This window comes from Aminobacter sp. SR38 (assembly GCF_014843375.1).
In the GTDB taxonomy this organism is placed as follows: Bacteria; Pseudomonadota; Alphaproteobacteria; order Rhizobiales; family Rhizobiaceae; genus Aminobacter; species Aminobacter ciceronei.
The window spans coordinates 4,377,001-4,402,100 of the sequence record NZ_CP062112.1; the positions used below are offsets into that span (position 1 = coordinate 4,377,001).

The 25,100-nt window shown below is 63.8% G+C and carries 27 protein-coding genes and 2 pseudogenes; 9 read left to right on the plus strand and 20 right to left on the minus strand.

The window, feature by feature from the left end; genetic code table 11:
- Positions 1–206 precede the first annotated feature (206 nt).
- From IG197_RS21390 to IG197_RS21460, 15 genes are all read right to left on the minus strand, one after another.
- Positions 207–1,199 (minus strand): flagellin, encoded by a 993-nt coding sequence (locus IG197_RS21390; protein WP_067958545.1) that lies wholly within the window; start codon positions 1,197–1,199, stop codon positions 207–209.
- A 291-nt stretch (positions 1,200–1,490) separates the two neighbouring features.
- Entirely contained in the window at positions 1,491–2,222 is a 732-nt protein-coding gene (gene fliP / locus IG197_RS21395; protein WP_067958555.1) for a flagellar type III secretion system pore protein FliP, read from the minus strand.
- Positions 2,219–2,728 carry a flagellar basal body-associated FliL family protein gene (locus IG197_RS21400; protein ID WP_067958562.1) on the minus strand — a complete coding sequence of 170 codons (510 nt, stop codon included), beginning with the start codon at positions 2,726–2,728 and terminating at the stop codon, positions 2,219–2,221. The genes fliP and IG197_RS21400 overlap by 4 nt, the downstream gene beginning before the upstream one ends.
- A gap of 9 nt (positions 2,729–2,737) precedes the next feature.
- Positions 2,738–3,442, minus strand: coding sequence for a flagellar basal body L-ring protein FlgH (gene flgH / locus IG197_RS21405; protein WP_067958564.1), 705 nt, complete (start codon positions 3,440–3,442; stop codon positions 2,738–2,740).
- On the minus strand, positions 3,439–4,023 hold the full coding sequence (locus IG197_RS21410) for a MotE family protein (protein ID WP_154386450.1): 585 nt from the start codon (positions 4,021–4,023) through the stop codon (positions 3,439–3,441). Before IG197_RS21410 ends, flgH begins: the two co-directional genes overlap by 4 nt.
- A 9-nt stretch (positions 4,024–4,032) precedes the next feature.
- Entirely contained in the window at positions 4,033–5,310 is a 1,278-nt protein-coding gene (locus tag IG197_RS21415; RefSeq protein WP_067958568.1) for a flagellar basal body P-ring protein FlgI, read from the minus strand.
- Positions 5,307–5,780, minus strand: a complete 474-nt coding sequence (gene flgA / locus IG197_RS21420; protein ID WP_067966205.1) for a flagellar basal body P-ring formation chaperone FlgA — start codon at positions 5,778–5,780, stop codon at positions 5,307–5,309. Before flgA ends, IG197_RS21415 begins: the two co-directional genes overlap by 4 nt.
- 5 nt (positions 5,781–5,785) lie before the next feature.
- Positions 5,786–6,574 carry a flagellar basal-body rod protein FlgG gene (gene flgG / locus IG197_RS21425; protein ID WP_067958571.1) on the minus strand — a complete coding sequence of 263 codons (789 nt, stop codon included), beginning with the start codon at positions 6,572–6,574 and terminating at the stop codon, positions 5,786–5,788.
- Positions 6,575–6,585: 11 nt separating this feature from the next.
- On the minus strand, positions 6,586–6,900 hold the full coding sequence (locus IG197_RS21430) for a flagellar hook-basal body complex protein FliE (protein WP_067958573.1): 315 nt from the start codon (positions 6,898–6,900) through the stop codon (positions 6,586–6,588).
- Entirely contained in the window at positions 6,900–7,316 is a 417-nt protein-coding gene (gene flgC / locus IG197_RS21435) for a flagellar basal body rod protein FlgC (protein WP_067958576.1), read from the minus strand. Before flgC ends, IG197_RS21430 begins: the two co-directional genes overlap by 1 nt.
- A 5-nt stretch (positions 7,317–7,321) precedes the next feature.
- Positions 7,322–7,702: a flagellar basal body rod protein FlgB gene (flgB, locus tag IG197_RS21440; RefSeq protein WP_067958577.1), complete on the minus strand. Its 381-nt coding sequence runs from the start codon at positions 7,700–7,702 to the stop codon at positions 7,322–7,324.
- A gap of 70 nt (positions 7,703–7,772) precedes the next feature.
- Complete coding sequence (locus tag IG197_RS21445) at positions 7,773–8,402, minus strand: hypothetical protein (protein WP_067958581.1); 630 nt, start codon at positions 8,400–8,402, stop codon at positions 7,773–7,775.
- The gene (fliI, locus tag IG197_RS21450) at positions 8,386–9,786 is read right to left on the minus strand and encodes a flagellar protein export ATPase FliI (RefSeq protein ID WP_192314893.1); all 1,401 of its coding nucleotides are present in this window, start codon (positions 9,784–9,786) and stop codon (positions 8,386–8,388) included. The genes IG197_RS21445 and fliI overlap by 17 nt, the downstream gene beginning before the upstream one ends.
- The gene (flgF, locus tag IG197_RS21455; protein ID WP_067958594.1) at positions 9,787–10,509 is read right to left on the minus strand and encodes a flagellar basal-body rod protein FlgF; all 723 of its coding nucleotides are present in this window, start codon (positions 10,507–10,509) and stop codon (positions 9,787–9,789) included.
- A gap of 7 nt (positions 10,510–10,516) precedes the next feature.
- Entirely contained in the window at positions 10,517–11,641 is a 1,125-nt protein-coding gene (locus IG197_RS21460) for a DUF1217 domain-containing protein (protein WP_192314895.1), read from the minus strand.
- 154 nt (positions 11,642–11,795) lie between these two features.
- Here IG197_RS21460 and motA point away from each other — a divergent pair, with 154 nt between their 5' ends.
- The 6 genes from motA to IG197_RS21490 are packed head-to-tail and all read left to right on the plus strand — an operon-like array spanning position 11,796 to position 16,697.
- A complete protein-coding gene (motA, locus tag IG197_RS21465; RefSeq protein ID WP_067958601.1) occupies positions 11,796–12,671 on the plus strand; it encodes a flagellar motor stator protein MotA in 876 nt (291 codons plus the stop codon).
- Positions 12,672–12,707: 36 nt separating this feature from the next.
- A complete protein-coding gene (locus IG197_RS21470) occupies positions 12,708–13,640 on the plus strand; it encodes a FliM/FliN family flagellar motor switch protein (RefSeq protein ID WP_192314897.1) in 933 nt (310 codons plus the stop codon).
- Between the two features lie 52 nt (positions 13,641–13,692).
- Positions 13,693–14,097: a flagellar motor switch protein FliN gene (gene fliN / locus IG197_RS21475; protein WP_067958613.1), complete on the plus strand. Its 405-nt coding sequence runs from the start codon at positions 13,693–13,695 to the stop codon at positions 14,095–14,097.
- A 49-nt stretch (positions 14,098–14,146) separates the two neighbouring features.
- Entirely contained in the window at positions 14,147–15,160 is a 1,014-nt protein-coding gene (locus IG197_RS21480) for a flagellar motor switch protein FliG (RefSeq protein ID WP_067958615.1), read from the plus strand.
- 26 nt (positions 15,161–15,186) lie between these two features.
- Positions 15,187–16,263, plus strand: a complete 1,077-nt coding sequence (flhB, locus tag IG197_RS21485) for a flagellar biosynthesis protein FlhB (RefSeq protein ID WP_067958617.1) — start codon at positions 15,187–15,189, stop codon at positions 16,261–16,263.
- Entirely contained in the window at positions 16,260–16,697 is a 438-nt protein-coding gene (locus IG197_RS21490; protein WP_067958619.1) for a hypothetical protein, read from the plus strand. The genes flhB and IG197_RS21490 overlap by 4 nt, the downstream gene beginning before the upstream one ends.
- Positions 16,698–16,824: 127 nt before the next feature.
- On the opposite strand, the gene IG197_RS21495 is transcribed toward IG197_RS21490, so the two are convergent.
- A complete protein-coding gene (locus IG197_RS21495) occupies positions 16,825–17,580 on the minus strand; it encodes a helix-turn-helix transcriptional regulator (RefSeq protein ID WP_067958621.1) in 756 nt (251 codons plus the stop codon).
- Entirely contained in the window at positions 17,577–18,278 is a 702-nt protein-coding gene (locus IG197_RS21500) for a helix-turn-helix transcriptional regulator (protein ID WP_067958623.1), read from the minus strand. Before IG197_RS21500 ends, IG197_RS21495 begins: the two co-directional genes overlap by 4 nt.
- A gap of 412 nt (positions 18,279–18,690) precedes the next feature.
- On the opposite strand from IG197_RS21500, the gene IG197_RS21505 reads away from it, so the two are divergent.
- A complete protein-coding gene (locus IG197_RS21505) occupies positions 18,691–19,878 on the plus strand; it encodes a TMEM43 family protein (RefSeq protein ID WP_192314899.1) in 1,188 nt (395 codons plus the stop codon).
- 92 nt (positions 19,879–19,970) lie between these two features.
- Here IG197_RS21505 and IG197_RS21510 read toward each other — a convergent pair whose 3' ends face one another.
- On the minus strand, positions 19,971–21,002 hold the full coding sequence (locus tag IG197_RS21510; protein ID WP_192314901.1) for a histone deacetylase family protein: 1,032 nt from the start codon (positions 21,000–21,002) through the stop codon (positions 19,971–19,973).
- 17 nt (positions 21,003–21,019) lie between these two features.
- Positions 21,020–21,673: a TetR/AcrR family transcriptional regulator gene (locus tag IG197_RS21515; protein ID WP_067966206.1), complete on the minus strand. Its 654-nt coding sequence runs from the start codon at positions 21,671–21,673 to the stop codon at positions 21,020–21,022.
- A 254-nt stretch (positions 21,674–21,927) separates the two neighbouring features.
- Here IG197_RS21515 and IG197_RS21520 point away from each other — a divergent pair, with 254 nt between their 5' ends.
- Entirely contained in the window at positions 21,928–22,140 is a 213-nt protein-coding gene (locus tag IG197_RS21520) for a hypothetical protein (protein ID WP_192314903.1), read from the plus strand.
- On the opposite strand, the pseudogene IG197_RS21525 reads toward IG197_RS21520, so the two are convergent.
- Positions 22,122–23,337: pseudogene (locus IG197_RS21525) on the minus strand (IS256 family transposase). The gene IG197_RS21520 and the pseudogene IG197_RS21525 overlap by 19 nt on opposite strands.
- A gap of 116 nt (positions 23,338–23,453) precedes the next feature.
- Here IG197_RS21525 and IG197_RS21530 point away from each other — a divergent pair.
- Positions 23,454–24,996, plus strand: a pseudogene (locus IG197_RS21530) (amidohydrolase); the annotation flags it as partial.
- Positions 24,997–25,100: the final 104 nt, after the last annotated feature.

Below are 25,100 nucleotides of genomic sequence, written 5' to 3' on the forward strand. Positions count from 1 at the left end.
GGTATGGCGGAGCGGCATCATGCCCATGATCCCCGAGGGATCACCCGCCATGCCGGGTAATCTCTCCGATACTCCCTACCAAATCGCTAAGCGTTAGAAACATTGCGGATAATCTTGGGATTTATTTTGAATGCTCCGGGCAGACGCAAAACGGGCCGCACCTGAGGTGCGGCCCGTCCTGATACGGAATGCCTGAGACGGTTCGGTCAGCCGCGGAACAGCGACATGATCGACTGCGAGTTGCCATTGGCAATCGACAGCGCCTGGATGCCGAGCTGCTGCTGGACCTGGAGGGCCTGCAGGCGGGTCGATTCCTTGTTCATGTCGGCATCGACGAGCTGGCCGACGCCGCGGTCGATCGAGTCCATCAGGCTGGACGTAAAGGCCTTCTGCAGCTCGATGCGGCTCTTGGCGGCGCCGAGGTTGGTGGCGGCAGTCGTCATTTCCTTCAGCGCGCCTTCGACAACGCCGAGCATGGCGCCGATCTGGGTATCGCTGAAGCCCTTAACCGAAAGCGTCGCCACGGTGTAGGTGTCGGTGCCGACAGCGGCAGCGCCGGCCGTCGGGTTCGAGGCGGCAGCGACGCGCGCGCCGGTGCCGAGGCGGTGTGCATCGAGGATACCATCGGTCAGGCCGGTGGAGGCAGCCGAGGCGTCATAGAGCTTGATGTCCTGAACCTTGACGTCGATGGTCGAGATCGAGGCCGTGCCCGATGCATCGCGGTTGAAGGCCGAAACGATCTTGACGTCGTCGGCGGTGCCGGCGACGGCATGGCCGGTCGTCGTGTCGACCGAAAGCATGTTCGAGCCCGAGAAGGTGGCGCCGTCGGCATAGGCCTTCAGCTGGCTCTGCAGCGCCTTGATTTCGGTGTCGATCTTTTCCTTGTCGGCAGCCGAAGCGCCGTTGGCGGCGACCAGCTTGACCTTGATGTCGTTGAGCGTGTCGATGGCCTTGTTCATGCCGGTGTAGGCGGTGTCGACCTTCGAAGCGCCAAGGCCGAGCGAATCCTGGACCGTCGAGAGGGCCTTGTTGTCCGAACGCATCGTGGTGGCGATCGACCAGTAGGCGGCGTTGTCGGAAGCTTCTGCGACGCGGAGACCCGTGGCGATGCGGCCCTGGGTGACGTTGAGCGACTTGTTGGTGGCTGCGAGAGTCTGCAGCGCGGTCATTGCTGACGCGTTGGTATTGATGCTGGACATGGGAATTACGCCCCTAGGATATGCTGAAGTACAGGGACATACCGGACCGACCGGTATGGCGGAGCGGCATCATGCCCATGATCTCTCCGTGAGGATCACCCGCCATGCCCGGCAATCTCCACGATAGAAGCTACCAAAGGTCTAAGCGGTATGGTTAACGCGCATTAACTTGCTGATTTTCCCGGGATTTGTGCGCCCCAAAAACACGTTGGCCGCAGTTCGCGCGAAGCGAACTGCGGCCGTCATCCCGGATTTCGGTGATGGCGCGCCCGCAAGCGGACGCGCGGTGATCTAGGTGAAAGATCGAACAAGGCTGCCGACGAGCAGGTTCCAGCCGTCGATGAGCACGAAGAACAATATCTTGAATGGCAACGACACCACTGTCGGCGGCAGCATCATCATGCCCATCGCCATGGTGATGGTGGCGACGATCAGGTCGATGACGAGGAAGGGCAGCACGATCAGGAAGCCGATCTCGAAGCCGCGGCGGATTTCGGAGATCATGAAGGCCGGGACCAGGATGCGCAGGTCGACCTTGTCTTCCGACACCGTCTGGCCACGTTCGCGGGCGAGGTCGGCGAACAGGCTGAAGTCCTTGTCGCGGACATTGCGCATCATGAAGGTGCGGAACGGGTCGGAAATGCGGTCGACAGCTTCAACCTGGGTGATCTGGTTGTCCATCAGCGGCTTGACGCCGTTCTGCCAGGCCTGATCGAAGGTCGGCGCCATGACGTAGAAGGTCATGAACAAAGACAGCGAGATCAGGATCAGGTTGGCCGGCGTCGACTGCAAGCCGATGCCGGTGCGCAGGATCGAGAAGGCGATGACGAAGCGGGTGAAGCTGGTCACCATGATCAGCAGGCCCGGTGCCACCGAAAGCACGGTGAGCAGGCCGAACATCTGGATGATGTAACCGATGGTGGCGCCATCGGTGTTGCCGAGCTGACTCAGGTCGAGCTGCTGCGCGCTCGCCGGCGCAATTGCGCCAGCGAGGATGGCTGCGGTGGCCAGGAACTTTTTCATTCGAAGAGCAACGTTCTGATCAGCACTTCCTTGACGTGGCCATCGCTGCGGATCGCGGCGCGTTCGTCGAGGTCGGTCTTGAGGTGGCGGAAAGCGCTGGCGCCCTGGACCTGGTGGATCCGGAGCGTGCGCACGTAGGCGAGCAGGTCCTGGTGGACGCGCTCGGCGAGGTCTGCGGATTGCGGCGCGTCGAGCACCAGCGAGACCTCGAGGCGAATCCACATCGTGTCGGGTGCCGCGAGATTGGCGGTGATGGCCGGCAATTGCACCAGAGTGCCTGCAGCTTCGCTGGCCGGACCATGCTCGGCCGGCGCTTCTTCCTTGGCGGCGTGGGCCTTGGGCGCTTCGGGAGCAGCTTGCTCGACAGGTGTGCTCTCGCCCTTGAGGTAGCCACCCGACAGCCAGCCCATGCCGATGGCTCCGACGGTCAGCACCGCCAGGATGCCGAGCTGGACGACCAGCGAGGGGCCGGGCTTCTGGGGGAGGAACTGATCTATGTCTGACATGTCCCGGACCTAGAAAGGGAGGACCTGATCGAGGAACTGCTGGCCGTATGGCGGCTGCTGGACCTCGGTGATGCGGCCGCGGCCACCATAAGAGATGCGGGCTTCGGCGATACGCTCGTAGGGAATAGTGTTTTCCGGACCGATGTCGGACGGACGCACGATGCCGGCGATGGTCAAGACGCGCAGCTCGGCGTTGACGCGCACCTCCTGCGAGCCCCGGATCATCATATTGCCGTTGGGCAGCACGTCGGTGACGACGGCGGCAAGGAGCAGGTTGAGCTTCTCGGACCGCGTGGTGGCGCCGTCGCCGGAATAAATCGACTTGGAGCCGGCGCTGCCATCGCCCTTGCCACCGGTCTTGGCGCCGTCCCATTCGACATTGAGGCCAGCGGCAATGGTCCGGTTGGTGACGCGGTTGCGCTCGGACTCGTTCTGGAAACGGGCCCTGTCGTCGATCTCGATCTTGACGGTCAGGATGTCGCCCGGCTGCAGCGCGCGCGGGTCGGTGAACATGCGGCTCTGCTTGTCCTGCCACAGCGAAAAGCGCTTCGGCGGTGCGGCAGGCGATTCAGGATAGCGGTACATCGACGAGCTGCCATCCTCGATGCCGGAGCCGACGGCCGACATCGTTGGCTCCTTGCCGATTTCCTTGAGGTTGGAGCCACAGCCGGCAAGGCTGGCCATGGCTGCGGCGAGGAGGGCTTTTCTGATCATGTGGGGTCTTCCCGGCGTGCGGCGCTCGCGATGATGCGGGTCAGTTCCGCCGCGACCTTGCTTTCCATTTCATTCAGGATGACGCTCGCCTTGCGCGCGTCGAGCTTCATCATGATGGCGGCGGCGAGGTCGGTGTTCATCACCGCCAGGCGCTCGGCGGCGGCATCGGGCTTCATGCGTGAATAGATCTGGACGACACCTTCCTCGGCGCGGGCGAGGAAGACCTCGCGGCGCTTCAGCCAGGTTTCGTATTCGGTCTTGCGCTCCTCGAGCAGGGCGATGCGCTTGTCGACCTCGGCCTGCAGCTTCTTCAGCTCCTCGGCCTGCAACTGGTAACGGCGGTCGCGGGCAGCGTCGGCAATGTTGGAACAGAAGCGCTCGACCTCGCTCTGTTCGACCGGCGGCACGGCAGCCTCGACGGGTTCCTTCGGGGCCTCGCGCTCGATGACCCGCGTCGGCGTGCCCTGGACCACGGGCGCCTTCGGCGCGGCCTGTTCGGCGGATGCGGCACCGGCAAAGACGACGCCGAGTGCTGCCGCGGCAAGTGCGTGGCGACGGATGTGGGAGAGGGCGTTGGTCATGGCCATGGCTTACTGGACCACCAGGTCGGCCTGCAGCGCACCTGCCGACTTGATGCCCTGGAGGATTGCGATGATGCCATCCGGCTTGACGCCGAGGCGATTGAGGCCGGCGACCAGCGTCTGCAGATCCGGGCCGTCGAGCAAGGCGAGCTTGGAATCGGCACGCTCTGTCTCGATGACTGTAGCATCTTCGACCGCAGTTTCGCCGCGCGAGAACGGCTCGGGCTGGACGACGCGCGGTTGCTCGGTGATGCGAACCGTGAGCGTGCCGTGGCTGATCGCGACGCGCGAGATCTTGACCTCGTTGCCGATGACGATGGTGCCGGTACGCTCGTCGACGACGACCCGCGCGGGGACGTCCGACATGATCATCAGGTTCTCGAGCTCGGCATAAAAGCGCGCGGTCGAAACGCCTTCGGGCTTGCGGATGACGACGACACGCGAATCCTGCTCGCCAGCGACACGCTTGCCGAAGCGGTGGCGGGCATAGTCGTTGATGGCGTCGGCAATGCGCACCGAGGTCGAGAAGTCAGGATTGAACAGCTGCAGCGTGAGCACGTTCTCGTCGGCGAAGCGGGCCTTGACCTCGCGTTCGACGATGGCACCGTTGGGAACGCGGCCGGAGGTCGGAACGCCTTGCGTGACCTGCTCGGCCTTGCCCTGCGCGTTGAAGCCGGAGACCAGCACCGACCCTTGGGCGACGGCGTAGATCTCGCCATCGGGCGCCTTGAGCGGGGTCATCACAAGTGTGCCACCGGCCAGCGATGAGGCGTCGCCGAGCGAGGAAACGTTGATGTCGATGCGTGCACCGGCCTGGACGAAGGCCGGCAGGTTGGCGGTGACGATGACGGCGGCAACGTTGCGAACGCGCGCCCGGCCATCCTCGGAGGCGATGCCGAGATTTTCGAGCATGGCGCGGATCGACTGCTCGGTGAAGGGCGAATTGCGCAGGCTGTCGCCCGAGCCGTTCAGGCCGATGACGAGACCGTAACCGACAACCTGGTTGTCGCGGGCTTCCTGGAGCGAGGCGACGTCCTTGATGCGGACATTGACGAGATTGGCGGCGGTGCCCGAATTGAGCGTGGTCTGACGGCCGCCATCGCCCGAGGTGGCGATGAAGTCGCCGTCGCCGCCATTGCCACCGCCGAATTCGGTTGTGGCGTAACCACCGGCGGCCGCCTTGCCGCCGGCCTTCAGCTGGCCGGCCGGAACGCCATCGGGACCGTCGGCATAAGCGGTTTGCAGGCCGAATACGGCGATTGCGGCGAGCAACAGTCTACGGATCATATGGCACCCACGCGGATCGAGCCGTCGGCCATTACCGTGCCCGTGAAGACCTTGCCGCTGTCGAGGTTGCGGACCTTGACGACGTCGCCGGCTGCACCTGGCTCGAGCGTCACGGCCGCGGCCGAGATCATCAGCGGGCCGGAGGCGAAGACGACCTGAACGGAAGCGCCGCGATCGACCAGCCAGGCCTCGCGCAGCGCGGTGATCGGAACATAGCGGCCGGGCAAAAGCGTACGCTTGGCGATGCGGCCGTCGAGCTCGTCGGCCATGGTGGCGACTGCGTCGGGGCGCACCTTGCCCGGCTTCAGGGTGACTTCCTTGAGCGAGGACAAGGCGATCGTCTCGCCGGGATAGATGACGCGGTTGGGAACGAGCACGACCTCCTGGTCGGCAGCCTGCGCTGCGCCGCCAAGCATGGCGAAAGCAAGGACTGCCGAGCGGATGTAGAGGAGGGCGTGCCGTCGCCGCATAATCTTCACCGGATGTTCTTGGAGACGACGGCGGCCATTTCGTCGGCCGCCTGGATGACCTTGGAGTTCATCTCGTAGGCGCGCTGTGCCGAAATCAGCTCGGTGATTTCCTTGACCGGATCGACGTTGGAGCTTTCGAGGTAGCCCTGGCGGATGGTGGCGTAGCCGGGGTCGCCGGGAATGCCGACATTGGCCGCGCCCGACGCTTCGGTTTCGGCGAAGAGATTGTCGCCGAGCGGCGCGAGGCCGGCCTCGTTGGCGAAGTTGGCAAGCGTCAGCTGCCCGAGCGGCTGGAGCGCCGTCTGGTTGTCGAGCCGGGCGAAGACCTGGCCGGAATTGTTGACGATGACCTCGACGGCGTCCTGCGGCACGTTGATCGCCGGGATGACGTTGAAGCCGTCGACGGTGACGAGCTGGCCGGTGGCGTTCTTGTTGAAGGAGCCGGCGCGGGTGTAGAGCGTCTGACCGTCGGCGCCTTCGATCTGGAACCAGCCCTTGCCGGTCAGCGCGAGATCGTACTCGTTGCCGGTATTGGTCGGCACGCCCTGGATGTGGACGTTGCGCACCGCAGATGTCTTGACGCCGAGGCCGATCGAGACGCCTTCCGGCACGATCGCCGAATTGGCCCGGTTGGGCACGCCCTGGGTGCGGTCGACCTGGTAGAGCAGGTCGGAGAACTCGGCGCGGGCGCGCTTGTAGCCGGTCGTGTTGATGTTCGCGATGTTGTTCGCGATCACCTCGAGATTTGTCTGTTGGGCATTCATGCCCGTGGCGGCAATTGCAAGCGCTTTCATCGGGTTGTTCCTCAGATGCCCATGCGGCTGACTTCGAGATAGGCCGTGACGATCTTGTCGCGGATGGCGACGGCGGCCTGCAGGGCCTGCTCGGCGCTCATCACGGCATCGACAACCTCACGCGTGTCGGCCTTGCCCTGAAGGCCGGAGAGCGACAGCTGCTCGGCCTGGCGCAAGGTGTTGTGCGCTTCGGTCGCTGCGTCGGCGAGGGCGGCGGCGAAGGACGAGGCGACACCGCCGCCTGCCGCAGCCGCGCCGGCCTCGGGCACAACGCTGGTCGGCTTGGACAGTAGCTGGGTGCCGACTGGGCTGATGGAGCCGATCATTACTGATTCCTCATAAGATCAATCGTCATGGAAATGAGTTCGCGCGCCTGCTTGACGACCTGCAGGTTGGCTTCATAGGAGCGGTTGGCCTCGGTCATGTCGGCCATTTCGATGATGACATTGACGTTGGGCATCTTGACGAAACCGGCGGCGTCGGCGGCCTCGTTGCCGGGCTGGAACTCCAGCGGAAAAGCCGTCTGGTCGTGGCCGATCGAGGCGATCTCGACGGTCGAGGCTCCGGTGGCGCGGTCGAGTTCGGCGGCGAAGCTGACGGTCTTGCGACGATAGGGATCGGCGCCCGGCGTGTTGCCGGTCGACTGGGCATTGGCGAGGTTTTCCGAAACGATGCGCAAGCGTTCCGACTGGGCTCCGAGACCGGAACCGGCGACCTTGAGGGCGGCGACGAGCGGATCCATCCCGGTCAGGCCTTCGTGCTCAGCATGATCATGCGGTGGAAGGCCTTGACGATGGCCGTGTTGAGCTCGAACGAGCGGCGGACTTCGCCGGCTTTCATGAGCTCTTCCTCGACGGCAACCGTATTGTCCGAAGGCAGAACGGCGTGCTTGGGATCCTCCGGCCTGATGGCGTAACCGGCTTCGGTGGCGCCGCCGGTGAGGTGGCCCGTCTGGGTCGACGCCATGGCGACGCGCGAACGGTCGAGCACTTTCTCGAAGGGCTCGATGTCGTTGGTCCGATAGCCGGGCGTGTTGGCGTTGGCGACGTTACCGGCGATGGCGTTCTGGCGCACTGAAAGCCAGCGAGCCTGCTGGGCAGCCAGATCGAACAGGTTGACGGGGTCCATGGAAATCTCCGAGCAGATTTCCAAACACTATGGCCTCAGTCTTGCGCGGGCCTTGCGCGGGGCCCGGCCGCTACTGCGCGACCTGGAAGACCTCTTCGCGCGAGGTGACAAGCACCCATTTGCCGTCGCGCTGTTCGATCGATGCAACGCGGCTCGAATCGGGCAGCACGGAGCCGCGTTGCACCACCCAGACACCGGCGTCGTCCTCGACCATGGCGCGGCCATTGGCGATGTGCACGAGCTTGAATTCGATCTTCGGTCCGGGAAAGGGCTGTTCGGCAATGCCGGCAAGACCAGCTTCATCCTTGTTGGGGCGCAGCGAGCCGGTGGCAAACAGGTCGAGCTTCATCGGCGGAATGTCTTCGGCCGTCATCGGCGCGCCGACACGTTCGACCTGCTCGCCCATGACAAGCGGGACCGCCTGGTCGTTCTGACCGCCGCCGGAGAATTTCATCGCCCGGATGCCGAACTTGTCCTGATTGAAGAAGATGTACCAGGGAAACAGCGCGCAGGTGAGCCCGAGTGCGATGCCGAGGGCGGCGATGATGAAATCGCTGCGGTGATCACGCTTTTTCTCGTGCTTCGGCGTGATGGTCAGCGGCCCGCGCTTCAGGCCGAGCCGCTGCATCAGCGTGCGCGGCTCATCCTTGGAGCCGATCATCTCCAGGAATTCGCTTGCCGGGTCATTCCGCCTGAACATGTGTTCTATCCCTGGATTTCAGATGGCGTGCGAGGTCGGAGAACGGATCGAGCGAGGGCCCGTCGGCAGGCGACTGGCCGAGCGCTTCGTAGATTACCGGCACCTGCTTCACGGCGAGGTCGAGGTCGGGATCGGCGCCCGGCTGGTAGGCGCCGAGCAGACGGATGTCGCGCGTGTCCTCGAAGCGCGAGATCAGTGCCTTGAGTTTGCTGACGAGCTGGCGCTGCTCCGGCGTCCAGGCCTTGGAGGCGAGACGGGAGATCGAAGCCAGTGGATTGACCGGCGGATAGCGACCTTGCTCGGCGATGGAACGGTCGAGCACCACGTGGCCATCGAGAATGCCGCGCACGGAATCGGCGACAGGATCGTTGTGGTCGTCGCCGTCGACAAGCACGGAGATGATGGCGGTGATCGATCCCGTGCCCTCCAAGCCGGGGCCGGCGCGTTCGAGCAGCTTGGGCAGTTCGGTGAAGACGGAGGCGGGATAGCCGCGCGCCACCGGCGGCTCGCCGGCGCCGATGGCGACCTCGCGCAGGGCATGGGCAAAACGGGTGATGGAATCGAGCACCAGCAGGACGCGGTGGCCCTTGTCGCGGAAATGCTCGGCGACACGCATCGCGGTGTCGGGCGCGCGGCGGCGCATCATCGCGCTCTCGTCCGAGGTGGCGACGACCGCGACCGTCTTGGCCATGGCAGCGACGCCGATGGTGTCTTCGAGGAATTCGCGCACCTCGCGGCCGCGTTCGCCAATCAGGGCGACGACGACGGTGTCGAAGGCATCCGCACCGGCGAGCATGGCAAGCAGCGTCGACTTGCCGACGCCGGAGCCGGCGAAGATGCCCATGCGCTGGCCGAAACACAGCGGGGTGAAGATGTCGATGACGCGGACGCCGGTCAAGAAGCCTGTTTCGACGCGTTGGCGGGCGAGCGCCGCAGGCGGGATCGCTTCGGTGGCATCGTTCCTGGCACTGCGGACCAACGGTGCGCCGCCGTCTATGGGGCGGCCGAGCGCGTCGATGGCGCGGCCGCGCCAGCTCGGATGCGGCGTGATGGCGATCGGCCCACGCGTGAAGACGGCATCGCCGACGCCGACCTCGCCGCTGCTTTCATAAGGCGCCACCAGCACCTCGTCGCGGCCGATCTGCACGATCTCGCCGCGTCGGTTGCGGCCATGGCCACGGTGTTCGACGATGTCGCCGAGGCGCGCGCTGAGCGACAGGCCGCCGACCTTGTAGTGGGTAGATGCGATCTCGGTCACTTGCCCGCCGCGTCTGACCAGCAGGCGGTCGTCGGCGAAGCGGTGCTGGATCCGCTCGAGCGCTTCGAGCCGGTTGTCGTGGACCGCCTGGGGCTCGTCGCGGATGTTGGCCAGCGCGTTGCTCACTTACTTCGAGCCGAGCGTCTTGATGGCGTCGGAGAACGACGCTTCGGTTTGGCGCATCAGAGCGGCGGTGTTCTCGAAGGCGCGCTGCACCATGATGAGCTTGCTCATCTCCTTGATCGGATTGACGTTGGACTCCTCGACGAAGCCCTGGACGATGCCGGCGTCCATGCGGTCGACGACCGGCTCGGGCGCCGTCGGCGGAATGACGCCGGAGTTGCCGTACCGGACGAAATTGGTACCAGGGTTGAACTCATAGAGGCCGATGGCGCCGACGAGGCGTCCGTCCTGGCGCAGCGAGCCGTCGGAACCCGCGGTGGGCGGTCCGGCACGTGGGTCAAGCTGCATCGGCGCGCCGCCGGCGTCGAGCACCGGATGGCCCTCGACGGTGACGAGCTGGCCTTCCGCCGTCATCGAGAAGCGGCCGTCGCGCGTCATCACGACGCCAGCAGGCGTTTCGATGCCGAACCATGCGTCGCCGCGAATGGCGAAGTCGAACGGGTTGCCGGTCTCACGCATCGCGCCATGCTGGGTCGACAGGTAGGTATCACCCGGCGAGGTGAAGGAGACGGATTTCGGGCCGAGGCCGGAAACGACGTCCTCGAACTTCACACCGGTGGCGCGGAAGCCGACAGTCGAGGCGTTGGCGACGTTGTCGGCAATGGTGTTGAGACGCTTTTCCAGAGCCACCTGGGCGGAAAGGGCGACGTAAAGACCGTTCTGCATGATGTTCTCAGAACCTCAGTTTCTGCATGGCAAACAGCACGTCAGTCGAAACGCCGTAGGCAGGCGACGACGAGCCGAACAGGGTGCCGACGGAGGCCTGCACCGGGGTGGACGGATTGTTGATTTCCCAGAGGCTGGTGAAGCGCTTGAGGAATTCGCCGAGCTTCTTGGGATTGGCAAAGGTCTCGATCTTCAGCTTGTCCTCGAACAGCTTGACCTGACGGTCGATGTTGGCCGAGGCGAATGATTCAGGCAGGCCGAGCGCGGTGCGCACGACCTTGGCCAGCGCTGGGTCGGCGAGCACTTCGTAGAAGCTGGTGATCGAGGGGGCCTTGCGCTCGAAATAGAGCGCGAGGCGCACGCCCTCATTGTCCTTGCCGGCGTCCTCTTCCAGGGTCTGGCGGACATACTTGTCGACCGCCGGACGCTGCGCGGCATTGTAGGTCGTCGCATCCTTGCCGAGTGCTTCGAAGTTATAGGTGCTCGCAAACGCGGCGTAGCGCTTGTCCGTCATCTGGTTGGCGTAGCTCTTCGGGTCGCGAACGCCGCCGGCCAGTACCTTTTCCATCATCTCCTTGTTGGGGATCGACCCTTCGATGCCGAAGGATTTCATGGCAAAGGTGTAGAGCCTGGTGTCGGACATAAGGTCCTTGGCCGATGTCACCTTGACGATGTTGTCGAGGTAATACTTGACCTCCTTCTTGACCGCTTCGGAGTTGGGGTCGACACCATCGAGCTTGACCCGGATCAGGTATTTGTCGACCGCGCCCTGCTGCGCCTTGGTGTAGACGGTGGCCTTGTCACCGAGCTCGGCAAAGTTGAAGCTCTTGACGAATTCGGCGTAGCGCTTGTCGGTCAGCTTGTTGGCGAAGCTGTCTTCCTTGGCCACGCCTTCCTTCAGGGCCTTGACCATGAAGGCCTTGGCGTAGGCCATGTCCTGCAGGCCGTGCGCCTTCATGGCGTATTTGAACAGACGGTCGTTCTTGACGAACTCGTCGATGCTTTTCACCTTGGTGATGTTCTTGAGATAGTACTCGGTGTCGCGCTCGACAGTGGGCTGGTTCTCCACGCGATCCAAGGCCTTGCCGAGATCCCGCGCGATCAGGTGGTAGCTTGTATAGGTATTGAGCACGACAACAGCCCTTCCGCCGCAGCATAGACGGGGGAGGCTACGCCCCATTGCTTGCGCGAGGCTGAATGGCTTTGCGATGATCCTTCAAGCCTCACACAAGGCACGGCCGCTATCTGTGCCTGTATGTTGCTTTGAAAGTGCGGAAGGACCTGCTGTGGGCATTCTGATCGGACTCGTCGTGACGCTGGGCTGTGTGCTCGGCGGCTTCATGGCGATGGGTGGACACCTGGACGTCCTGATGCAGCCTTGGGAACTCGTCATCATTGGCGGTGCGGCCCTCGGTACGTTCCTGGTTGCCAACCCGATGGCCACCGTCAAGGATACCGGCAAGGCGATCGTCGAAGCGCTCAAGCAGGCAGTGCCGAAAGAGCAGGACTATCTCGAGACGCTGGGCGTGCTGCATTCGCTGATGCGCGAGTTGCGCACCAAGACCCGGTCCGAGGTCGAGGCGCATATCGACAACCCCGACGACTCGCCGATCTTCCAGGCCTATCCGCTGGTGCTCAAGAACTACGACCTGACGCATTTCATCTGCGACTATTGCCGCATCATCATCATCGGGAATGCCCGTTCGCACGAGATCGAGGCGCTGATGGACGAGGAAATCCAGACCATCCGCGCCGACAAGCTCAAGTCCTATCACGCGCTGATCGCCGTTGGTGACGGCCTGCCGGCGCTGGGCATCGTTGCTGCGGTGCTTGGCGTGGTCAAGGCGATGGGCGCGCTCGACCAGTCTCCCGAAATCCTCGGCGGCCTGATCGGTGCGGCACTGGTCGGCACCTTCCTCGGCATCTTCCTGTCCTATGCCGTGGTCGCGCCGATCGCCACCAAGATCAAGACGGTGCGCGAGAAGAAGAACCGCCTCTACATCGTCGTGAAGCAGACGCTGCTTGCCTACATGAACGGCTCGCTGCCGCAGGTTGCAATCGAGTTCGGCCGCAAGACGATCTCGTCTTATGATCGTCCATCGATCGATTCGGTGGAGCAGAGCACGCTGAACACGGCGATCGTCGAGAAGAAGGCCGCCTGAGCCAATGCGGGACGCTGACAAAGGGCATCGCAAGTCATGAATACCACCGCAAGCCCGGCGGAACCGCGGGATGTCGTCATCGAGCGCCTGCTGGGCGATACCGGCGAGCCGGAGAAAGTGCTTGCCGCTGCGCGCCGCCTTGCCGAACGCGCGGCAACCGCTATTGCCGAGGCCATCAACCACGCACTGCCAACGTCTGTCTTCGTCGAGGTTGGCGAGATCAAGCTTGGCCGCATGACGGATGCCAAGGCAGGCAAGAGCAACCAGGCGATGACCGTCGCCCCGACCAAGCTTTCGCCCGATGGCCTGGTGATGACGTTCGATCCGCAGGCGATCGCCATCCTGGTCAACCTGATGTTCGGCGGTGATGCCGGCCGCGACATTGCCCCGATCGACCGCGATCTGTCGTCGATCGAGCTTGGCGTTGTCTCGCTGCTGATCCAGGATGTGGCGCGCGCGATGAACGCGCAGGGGCCGGACGGTGGCCTTGGCGTCAAGCTGCCGGCGCCCGACGCGATCACCGGCGCGATGATGAAGAAGCATGTGTTTCGCGACGGGCCGTCGGCGCGCATCGTGCTGACCGTGTCGACGACGGCTTCGCGCGGTACGCTGACGCTGACGCTGCCGCAGCGCGTGCTGGTTTCGGATCGCCGCCCGGCAGAGGTCGAGACGAGTGCTGCTCCGACCACCGAATGGCGCTCGCGCTTCTCCGACGAGCTGATGCGCTCGACCGTGAGGCTGGAGGCCTCGATGCCGATCGGGCGCATGACGCTTGGCGAACTGACTGGTCTCCAGGTCGGGCAGGTCATCGAGCTCGCCGAGAACACCCAGTCCAACGCTGTCATCGCCGCTCGCGGCAAGACACTGTTTGCCTGCGAGTTCGGCAAGCTCGGCCAGAATTACACAGTACGCATCCGGCGTCCGTTCGACTCTACAGAAGAAACAATTGAAGGGATCGTCGCGGGTTGAGCTGCTGCCCAGCAGCACCAGCCGCCGCGAACGACAGAACTGGAGAACACCGATGAGCAAGGCACAGTCCAAGCCCGAGGTCGAAAAGCCCGAAATCGAAGAAGTCGAGGACGATCAGCTCAATCGTGCCATCGAAGAATTGCGCGGCGTGCTGAGCGAAGAGGAAAAGCGGCCAAGCGCCGGCGGTGCAGCGGCGGCAGCCGGCAACAGCAGCGTGATCTTCGGCATTCCGGTCGAAGTGCAGATCGTGCTCGGCAGCACCGAAATGCCGGTGTCGGAGCTGATGGCGCTGCAGAAGGGCTCGACGGTTGCGCTCGACCGCCGCATCGGCGAACCTGTCGACGTCGTGGTCAACGGAAGGCGTATCGCACGTGGCGAAATCACGGTACTTGAGAGCGATCCGTCGCGTTTCGGCATCCGCCTGACCGAAATCGTAGCGGCGACTAAGAGCGCCTGAGGACTGGACTTTTGACTGTGCTTACCCCTGCTTCCAGAGAGACCTCCGCATGACCACGTCGCTGGCGTCGCTGACGCGGCCACAGAAGGCTGCGGCTATTTTGGTGGCCATGGGCAAGCCATCGGCCAGCCGTCTGCTGAAGTTCTTCAAGCAGGAGGAGCTCAAGGCGCTCATCGAAGGCGCGCGGCTGCTGCGTACGATTCCCCAGGCCGATCTCGAACGGATCGTCGCCGAGTTCGAGGCCGAGTTCACCGAAGGTGCCGGCCTGCTCGATTCCGCCGACAAGATGGACACCATCCTCAACGAGTCGCTGTCGCCGGAAGAAATGAACGCCCTGATGGGCAATGGCGAACCCTTGATGATCAAGGATAACCTGCCGCCGGTGTGGCCGCAGGTCGAAAGGCTCGAAGCAACGCAGATCGGCACTTTCCTTGCGAATGAGCATCCGCAGACCGCGGCGATGATCCTGTCCAACCTGGCGCCGACCTATGCGGCACGCGTGGTGTTGTCGATGGAAAAGCCGGTGCGCAGCGAGATCATCAAGCGCATGATGGAATTGGCCAACGTGCCCGAGGCGGCGACCAAGCTGGTCGAGCAGCAGCTGCGCAACCACGTGCTGACCGAAAGCGCCCAGAAGGATACATCGGTCGGACAGACGCGCGTCGCCAGCGTCCTCAATGAACTGGACAAGTCGCAGCTCGAAGAGGTGATGAGCGACCTGCGGGAAGTCGGCATGGCTGATCTCGATGCCATCCGCGCCCGCCTGTTCTCCTTCGAAGACATCACGTCGATGTCGCAGAAGGCGCGCGTGGCTCTGTTCGATGGACTCTCGACGGAACTCATCACCATGGCCCTACGTGGAACGCCGCTGCCGCTCGCCGAGGCCGTGCTGTCGTCGATCAGCGCGCGCTCGCGCCGCATGATCGAGTCCGAACTGAGCCAGGGATCGGAAGGCATTCAACCGGCCGACATCCTGCGTGCCCGCAAGACCATCGCTTCTACCGCCTTGCGCATGTCAAACGAGGGCCTCCTCGAATTGCCATCCGCGCAAGACGCCGCCTGACCGTATCCGACGCGGTCTGCTGAGCAATGTCGGACGAGGACAAAGACTCCAAAACAGAAGAGCCGACAGAGAAGAAAATCCGCGACACGATGGAGAAGGGCAAGCTGCCCGTCTCCAAGGAAGTCGCGATCTTCACCTCGTTCCTGGCGATCATGGTCTATGCCGTGTTCTTTGCCAGCTCGTCGGTCGCCGAACTCGGCGTCTTCCTGTCCAATTTCCTCGAAAAGCCCGAGGCCTGGCCGCTCGGCACCGAGCGCGACGTCATCGAACTCTACCAGGCGGTGGCGGTCGAGATCGCACGCGCGGTCGCCAGCCTGTTCGTGATGCTGATCGTGGCGGGCGTCGGTGCGTCGCTGATCCAGAACGTGCCGCAGTTCGTCGGCGAGCGCATCCGCCCGCAAGCCGAACGCATTTCCCTGACCAAGGGCTGGAAGCGCATGTTCGGCGCTCAGGGCCTTGTCGAATTCCTGAAGTCGCTTGGCAAGCTCGGCTTCGTGATGATCGTGCTTTACTTCGTGCTGTCGGACGATCATCGCCGGCTGCTGGCCGGTATGATCACCAATCCGGTGGCCTTTGGCGACGTCATCCGCGGCATCACCGTCGACATCCTGGTGGCGATCGTCTTCGTCATGGGGGTGATCGGCGTCGCCGACATCGTCTGGTCACGCTTCCACTGGTTCCAGGAACAGCGCATGACCAAGCAGGAGGTCAAGGACGAGATGAAGCAGTCGGAAGGCGATCCGATCGTCAAGGCCCGGCTGCGCTCGATCGCCCGCGACCGCGCTCGCCAGCGCATGATGACCGCGGTGCCCAAGGCGACGCTGGTGATCGCCAATCCGACTCACTTCGCCATCGCGTTGCGCTACGTCCGCAACGAGGATGCAGCACCTGTCGTGCTCGCCAAGGGGCAGGACCTGGTCGCTTTGAAGATCCGCGAAATAGCCGAACTGAACGGCATTCCAGTGTTCGAAGACGTGGCGCTCGCCCGCTCCATGTACAAGCAAGTTTCAGTGGATAGTGTCATTCCATCGCAGTTCTACCAGGCCGTCGCCGAACTGGTGCGGATCGTTTACGGAAACAAGGCTCAGCGCAATCCGTCATGAAAAATCAGCAGTACGCTTCGACCCGTGAAGTACTTGTTGCAACGGCGATCCAGCCGGTGGTGCGCGAATTGCGCCTCGTCGACCTTGCCGACTACATCGCCTTCATCAGGCTCGAGCATTTTGCCAACGTGGCCGACCTGGTCGATTCTGCGGCGGAGCTCTATTTCATGCCGGGCGCGCTGCGCCTCGGACTGGGCGGTGAGGCGCATGTCAGCTGGACGGGTAGCCCGCGCATCGTTCTTGACCTTGAGCTCAGGCCGGAAGGGGCGGTGGTCTATTTCCAGCTGTCGATGACGGCGACCAACGCGTCAGTGGAAGTCCACTATGTGTCGTTCGAGAAACCGGATCCGGAGCCGGAAAAGAACACGGAATATCTCGCCGCCGCCATCCAGCATGCGATGATCAGGCGGACTCCGCAGGCCGAAGCTGCCTAGATTCGAGTGATGCCGGCCTGCGAATGCCTGCTCCCTGCGCTTCCGGTGCTCACGTAGGTTGAATGTACGCTCCGGTTCTCGGTACCGGCCATTTTTGGCTCGGCCTGACCCGAAACCCCGACCAGCGCTAGTCGATCAGGCCCAGCCGCAGCGCCTTGGCGACCGCATGCATGCGGTTGACGGCGTTGAGCTTCTGCGTCGTCTGGGTGAGATACTGGTTGGCGGTGTGCACCGAAAGCTTGAGCAGCTTGGCGATCTCTTCGCTGGTGTAGCCGCGAGAGGTCAGCTTCAGGCACTCGATCTCGCGGCGCGACATCGACGGGAGGTCGCGTGACTGGGGCGAGATGATGCGCGACACCGCATCGAACAGCGCAAAGCAGCGGCCGTGCAGGTCGTGCAGCGTCTGCGGGTTGGGCGAAAGCTCCGGGCCGCCGAAGATGAAGAGGCCGACCTGGCCGCGATCGGTGTAAACAGGAAATGCGATGCCGCGGCCACTCTGGGCGAGTGGTTCGATGCGGCTGGTCCAGGTGAGTGCTGAAAAGACCTCAGGGGCATCAGCGTCATCCGTCCACCAGCATGGCGCGGTCGACTGGCGCGCATGGCGCATCAGGTGTTCGCCGATGCCGCCGCCGAGCAGGCGGGCAGCCGACATGGAGCCGGGATAGTCGGAATCAAAGCATGCCGTCAGCCGGCCGCTTTCTGCGGGTGGACCTGCCAGGCACAGCGCGAAATCGCGCGCGCCGAGATCGACCGAGATCCAGCGGCAGCGCTTGGCGGCGTCCGCGAGCGTTACGGCTTGCAGGCCGATCGGGTGAGGGGCGGACGGAACATCCTGTTCATAATCGCGTGCGCGGCTCAGCTGCTTTGCCTGGGCGTAGCTCAAATGATGCCGCTCCTGATTGCGGTCGCAATCGCCATGGCGCGATTGGAGGCCGACAGTTTCTGGATCGCGTGGGTGATGTAGCTGTTGACGGTGTTGGACGACACGCCGAGGATCAGCGCCACCTCGTCGGTGGTCTTGCCCTCGGAGACCCAGAACAGGCACTCCCGCTCGCGGTCCGACAAGGGGTCCTGCATTGTCGCTGCGGCCAGCACGCTGGGCGCCTGCGACAGGGCATAGCAACATTCGAGCTGGGTGCGCGGCATGACGTTCGGATCGATGCGACCGGCCTCGGCAGCCGAGAACAATACGAACAGGCGTTGGCGGCCGACATGCAGGCGAAGTGCGAAGATTTCGGCATGGCCGAGCACGTCGAGCAGGCGGGCTTCCTCGCCGCCGAGAATGGCGGGCGCCTGGGAGGCCAGCACGCTCTGCGGGCGTGCGCCCGGCGCACTGGCGAACGGGCCCTGAGCCAGACCGGCGATCAGTGCATGGCCGGCGAGCTGGATGGCGTCGTAGATCCAGTTTGAGGCGATGATCTGGAGATTGTCGCGCTCCTGATCCTGGGCGATGGCGACCAGCATGTAGCCGTCTGCACCGATCTCGTCGGTCAGGTTCATGAAAAAAGCGGTGAGATCGCTTCTGGATGCGAGCCTTGCTGCGACGGTGGTCTGTTCGTTGCGAGCGGCGAGGGCGGTCATTTCAGAAACTTCTGCCGGAATCCATAAGGGTACCTGGTCTGGGCGGCGCCCGAACCGGTCGAAATACTCGTGACTATGACGCTAGAAACGCGACGCGGACGCCTTATGCATCCATCGGCCGAATCCGTGCGGGTCGCGCGAAGCCTGACGCGCTCTCAACCGAGAAAAATCCCGGTATTTCAGAGAGTTGGTGGTTCGCCGCGCCCCCCGTGGACCGGCTGATTCGGGTTCAATTTAACCCCTCGCGAATCGCTCCGCAAACAGAATTGACAAAAAGTTAATTCAGAGTCCTTCGACAGACTCAAGGCAGCCGGAAACGCTGCGGAAACCCTCGGGAAAGCTTCGCGAGAATGGCCATTGATCGCCTGGCCCGTTCGGCTTAACGCTGCGTCGCGTGGGGCAGGGATAGCAGATGAGCGATCAGTTTCGTGAAGTGACCAGCGTGTCGTGGTTCGGGCTCATCAGGCGCTCGGTCGGAGGCGTGCTGGTCGGGTTCGTCCTCGTCCTTGCCATGGTCGTGGTGCTGTTCTGGAACGAGGGCCGGGCGGTGACCACGGCGCGCTCGCTGGCGGAGGGTGCCGGTGCGGTTGTGTCGGTGCCCGTCGACAAGATCGACGCCGCCAATGAGGGCGAGCTGGTGCACACCACGGGGCCCGTGATGACCTCTGACGCAGTCAGCGATCCGGACTTTGCCATCGAGGCCAAGGGCGTGCGGCTGGTGCGCACCGTCGAGATGTTCCAGTGGGTGGAGAATTCCAAATCGGAGACCAACACCAAGCTGGGCGGTGGCGAGGAAACCGTCACCACTTACAGCTACGCCAAGGAATGGCAGGACCGGCCGATCGACTCGGCCGAGTTCAAGCAGCCGGCCAATCATCAGAACCCCGCCATGGCGCTCGGCTCGCGCACGTTTCAGATCCATGAAGGCAAGCTTGGCGCCTTTACGCTTGACGAGCCGGTGTTCGACCGCATCGGCGACAGCAATCCGCTGACCATCACGCCGAGCCAGTTGCCGGACATTGCCGCCGCCTATCCCGGCACCGAGCGCGTCAACGTCTTGGACGGGCGCATCTATCTCGGCGCAAATCCGGCTTCTCCAGCCATCGGTGACTACCGCATCGAGTACCGGCTGGTACCGCTCGGCGACATCAGTGTCATCGGCCGCCAGACGGGCGAGCGGTTTGCGCCCTACCAGACGGTGGCCGGCGACGAGCTGCTGCTTGTCGACAGCGGCAGGGTGCCGGCGGAAAAGATGTTCGCCGACGCAGTCAGTGCCAACACCATTATCACCTGGCTGGTGCGCGTCGGCTGCCTGCTGTTGCTGGCAATCGGCTTCGGGCTGCTTCTGGCGCCACTCGGCGTGATTGCCGATGTGATTCCCTTCATAGGCTCGATGGTGCGCATGGGCACCGGGCTTGTCGCCTTCGTACTGGCCTTGCTGGTGGGCACTGCAACGATCGCGGTCGCATGGTTCTGGTACCGGCCGCTGCTGGCGATAGGCATCGCGCTTGGCGGGCTTGCGGTTGCCTGGCTGCTGACGCGGCTTGGACGGAAGAAGGCAGCGGCACTGGCGGCTGCGGGAACTGTTTCGGCGCAGTGACCTGAGAACGGTCGGGCAGCCCGGTGCTGCCTCTGATCCGCTCCTTCTGGGCACCTTCTCCCCGCAAGCGGGAAGAAGGCAGAGCTTGAGGATTACCGTCCCTTGAAGCCGGTCAGCACGCCGACGGCATTGACGCCGATCTCGTCGACAGCGTAACCGCCTTCCATGACGAACAAGGTCGGCAGGCCGAGCTTGGCGATGCGGGCACCGATCTTCGGATAGTCGGCGCTGGTCAGCTTGAAGTGGCTGATCGGGTCCTTCTCGAAGGTGTCGACGCCGAGCGAGACCACGACCACGTCAGGCGCATAGGCAGCGAGCTTCCGGCAGGCGTCTTCCAGTGCCTCGTTCCATTTGTCGAAGGTGGTGCCGAAGGGCATCGGGTAGTTGATGTTGAAGCCCTCGCCTTCGCCCGAACCGCGTTCGTCGGCATGGCCGAGGAAGAACGGATACTCGGTCATCGGGTCGCCATGCAGGTTGATGACCTGGATGTCGGCGCGTGAGTAGAAAATCTCCTGAGTGCCGTTGCCGTGGTGATAGTCGACGTCGAGCACGGCGACGCGCTTTGCGCCCTGGTCGCGGAACCACTGGGCGGCGACGGCGGCGTTGTTGATGAAACAGTAGCCGCCCATGAAGGCGGCACCGGCGTGGTGGCCCGGCGGACGGCAGAGCGCGAAGGCGGCACGTTCGCCGGCCTTGACGAGTTGAGCTGCTGTCAGCGCCACGTCATAGGATGACTTGATGGCATCCCAGGTCCCCTTCACGAAGCTCGCGCCGCCGTCGAAGGAATAGTAGCCGAGCAGTGCCTCGATGGTCTGCGGGCGCACGTCGCCGCGCAGGCCGCGTGTCGGCCAGGCGAAGGGGATGGCCGAGCCGGTTTTCCCTGCTGCTTCCCATTGCGGCCAGACGGTCGGCAGGAAATCGATATAGTCGGCCGCGTGCACGCGCTTGGCGGCGGCGAGGTCATGTATCTCGGGCGCCAGGATATCGCCGAGCTTCTGGTCTTCGACCCGCGCCTTGATGATCTCGGCCCGCGAGGGTTTTTCGAAGCCGGGCACGATGGCGCCGGCGACAAGCTCCATCTGGCCGCTGTGGCCGGCGTGAAGCGGCGAAAAGACTGTCTTCATGAAAATCCTTCCTGGTTCTAGTTGAGGTCGAGATAGGGGTCGACGAGGGCAAGCCACATGGTCTTGACGTCGTCCTGGATGAGATCGAAGGCCTTGCGGTCGCGCTTGAGCCCGACGAGACGGCAGACGTGGCCGACTTCCATCATCACCACGCCGAGCCGGCTGGCGATGCCGTCGTCGAGCGCCGGGTTCACATGCTGCAGCCAGGCTGCATAGAGCGCAATGATCTGGTCGTCATACTCGTTCTGGATCGGACGGAGGTCGGGATTGCCGGTGATCGCCTCGATGACCGGCATCAGCGTGGCGTTGTCGAGATAGAGCCGGGAGGTGTCGACGAAGAGCTTGTCCACCTCCTGCTGGAATTCGTCGCGATTGGTCGGGCGGGGAGCCGCAATGCGCTTGGCGATCACTTCCGGGAAGGCACCGAGCCAGCGCCGGGCAAGGTCGAGCAGGATGGCTTCCTTGTTGGGGAAGTACTGGTAGATCGAACCGACCGACAAGCCGGCGCGCTGGGCGATGGCCAGCGTCGTCGGCGTCTTGGTTCCCTGTTCCCTGGTGAGGATCAGGGCGGCGTCGAGGATCCTGTCGACGACCTTGCTCGACCGTTCCTGTCGCGGCTGCTTGCGCGGGCTAAGCGCCGTCGTGGCCTTCTTTGTGAGACTGCTCTTCACGGACTGGACTTCTCGCTCCCTGCTCGTCGCCAGCATACACCAGGGGCGTCCTCCACAACGCATCCCCGGAAAACCCGCATATTGACAAACGCGAATAATTAGTCGCATTTTTTCTCGACGCTGTCTTTAGGGAAAGAGGAATTCCTTGGGACAGCGAACCGGCCTCAGCCTGCTGTCTGGTTGCGCCACTCCTTGGGACGGGGCAGCCGGTGCGGGCGTGAACGGTATCAGTCAGTCAAGTGCGCGGAGTCGCGATGTCTGTCCAAACGGTTCGCAATGCCGATCTGATCGTCATCAACGGCCGCGTGCTGACCATGGACTCGACCCGGCCCACGGCCGAAGCGGTGGCAGTCGTTGATGGACTGATCGCGGCCGTTGGCGACAACGCCGGTAGTGTCCCGTCAAGTGGTGTAACAGCGGGTGAGGCCACCGCGGCCTTCGCTGACTGTTACGCCGCCTCCTCGTGAATCAATTGTTCGGCGCCTGCCTCAGTCGGCTCCTTGAGCACCGGGGCCAGGCTCTCCAGGCTCAGGTACCGGCGGCTGACTTGCCATTCATCGTTCTGCTCCAGCAGTACCGCTCCGACCAGGCGCGTCACCGACGCGTTGTTGGGGAAGATCCCGACGACGTTGCTGCGCCGTTTGATCTCCTTGTTCAGCCGCTCCAAGCAGTTCGTGGACGCCAACTTCGGCCAGTGATCTTTCGGGAAGGCCATGAACGCCAGCACGTCCTCCTCGGCGCTATCCATGCAGTCCGCCGCCTTGGCGAAACGCTCACGCAGGCTGTCGGCCACCTGCCGCCACTGGCGCGTCGCTGCGGCTTGATCCGGCTGGGCAAAGGCCGTGCGCACCGCCGCCGAGATCGCTGGCTGGTGGGCCTTAGGGACCTGCGAGAGCACGTTGCGCATGAAGTGCACTCGACAGCGTTGCCAGCCCGCCCCAGTCAGTACCGTCGCGATCGCCTTTTTCAGCCCCTCGTGAGCGTCGGAGATGACCAGGCGAGTGCCCTTCAGCCCCCGGGCCACCAGCGAGCGTAGGAACGCCGTCCAGAAGCCCTCCGTCTCAGCCGGACCTGCGGAGGCCCAGCACCTCACGGTAGCCGTCCTGATTCACCGCCGTGGCCACCACCACCGCCTGGCTCGCTACCGGGCCGTGCTCTCGACTCTTGATATAGGTCGCGTCGAGCCATACGTAGGGCCAGTGCCCCTCCAGCGGCCGCTCCAGGAAGCTTTGGACGCGCTCATCGATCGAGGCGCACAGTCGGGAGACCTGCGACTTGGAGATCCCGGTCATCCCCATGGCCTGGACCAGCTCGTCGACCTTACGAGTGGAGATGCCCTGCACGTAGGCCTCCTGCACCACCGCCGTGAGCGCTTGCTCGCTCATCCGCCGCGGCTCGAGGAAGCCGGGGAAGTAGCTGCCCTGGCGGAGCTTGGGGACCTTGAGATCCACTCGGCCCATACGCGTCTCCAACGGCCGCTCCCGGTAGCCATTGCGCCGGTTGACCCGCTCCTCGGAGCGCTCGTGGCGATCGGCCCCGCACAGCTCGGCCACCTCGTGCTCCATCAGCTCCTGGAGCATGAAGGCCAGCGTCTCACGCAGGAAGTCCGGTGCCACCGCTCGCTTTTCAAGCAGCTCCGTCAGTGCCATGCTCTTGTTGGTCATCGTGGGGTTCCTTCGGTTGGTTGCGTGTTTGGCGACTTGCAACTTTATCGAAGGCCCATGGTGACCTCATCCTCCCGTCTGAATTACACCTCTTCCCGGGACGTTACCACAACGCCACCGTTGAAGCGCTGCGCGGCCCCGACACAAAGATTATCGACGCGCGCGCGCGGCTCGGTGGTTCCTGGCTTCATCGAAGCGCACATGCATCTCTTCTCGGGTGCGGCCGAACTGGCGCATCTGCAGCTTGCCGGCGTGCATGGCCTTGATGCTCTGCGCGAAGCGGTGCTGGCCTATGCGGCTGCTCGCCCGAACCAGCGCATGCTTGTCGGCCAAGGCGCCGACTACACCATTCTCGGCAGCGAGCGCGTGACGCGCCATCACCTCGACGCCATCTTGCCCGACCGGGCCTTCATCATGGCGGCCCCCGACCATCACACCTATTGGGCGAACACCAAGGCGCTCGAAATGGCCGATGTGTTGCACGGGCGGGAACTTACGCCCGGCAACGAGATCGTCATGGGCGACGATGGCCTGGCCGAGGGCGAGTTGCGCGAGAACGAGGCGTTCAACCCGGTGCTCAAGCTTGCCGGCGAGGAGCGTGTGCGGCTCGGCCTGTCGACCGGCGGCGAGCCCGACCCGATGCCCGAAGGCGACGAGCGCGCTGGCGACCGCGCCATCATGCGCCGCGGCCTCGATTGGTGCGCGCGCCACGGCATCACCTCGATCCAGAACATGGACGGCAATTTCTACCAGTTGGAGCTGCTGTCGGAAGTCCAGGCAGAGGGCGATCTGATCTGCCGGGTGCAGATCCCGTTCCACTACAAGAACTTCATGACGCCAGACGCGCTGGACAAGGCGTCCGTCATGGCCGAGCGCTACGACGGCGACTGGCTGTCGTCGGGTCTCGTCAAGATGTTCTATGACGGCGTGCTGGACTCCTGGACGGCCGTGATGATCGAGCCCTATGCGGATCGTCCCGACTGGGTCGGCGAGCCGCTGTTTTCGCCCGAGGAGTTCAAACGTATCGCCACCGAGATCGACCGGCGCGGCCTGCAGATCGCCGTGCATTCGATCGGTGATGGCGCGACACGCGCCGTACTAGACGGCTACGAGGCGGCCGCGAAGGTCAATGGCAAGCGCGACAGCCGCCACCGTGTCGAGCATGTCGAGCTGACCACGGCCAGCGACATCCAGCGTTTCGTCGACCTCGGCGTGATCGCTTCGATGCAGCCTCCGCACCCGCCGGGTGCGATGAGCTTTCCTCTTGAGCCGACGGTATCGCGCATCGGTCGCCAGCGCTGGCCCTATGCCTATCCGACCCGGACCTTGATCGAGGCAGGCGCGCATGTGGTGTTTGCCTCCGACTGGCCAGTGGCGCCGATCGATCCGATCGAGGGCATGCAGGCAGCGATGCTGCGAAAGCCATGGGCTGAAGACATGCCCGACCAGAGCGTTTCGCTGCACCAGGCGCTGGCCGGCTACACCGTCGAGGGCGCCTACGCCGAGTTCAAGGAAGACCGCAAGGGCCAGCTGAAACCAGGCTATTTCGGCGACCTGGTGGTGCTCTCGGCCGACATCGAGGCAACCGATCCGGCGGTGCTGCACCAGGTGCGGCCTGTGACGACCATCTGCGGAGGGCGGGTGAGCTACCAGGCATGAGCCGCAGGGCGGATGCCTGGCGACATGACGACGAGCCGTTGTTGCCAAGCCTGACGGTGTGTGGTGACAATTGAACGGGGAAAAAAGTTTCACTGCAAAAGTGG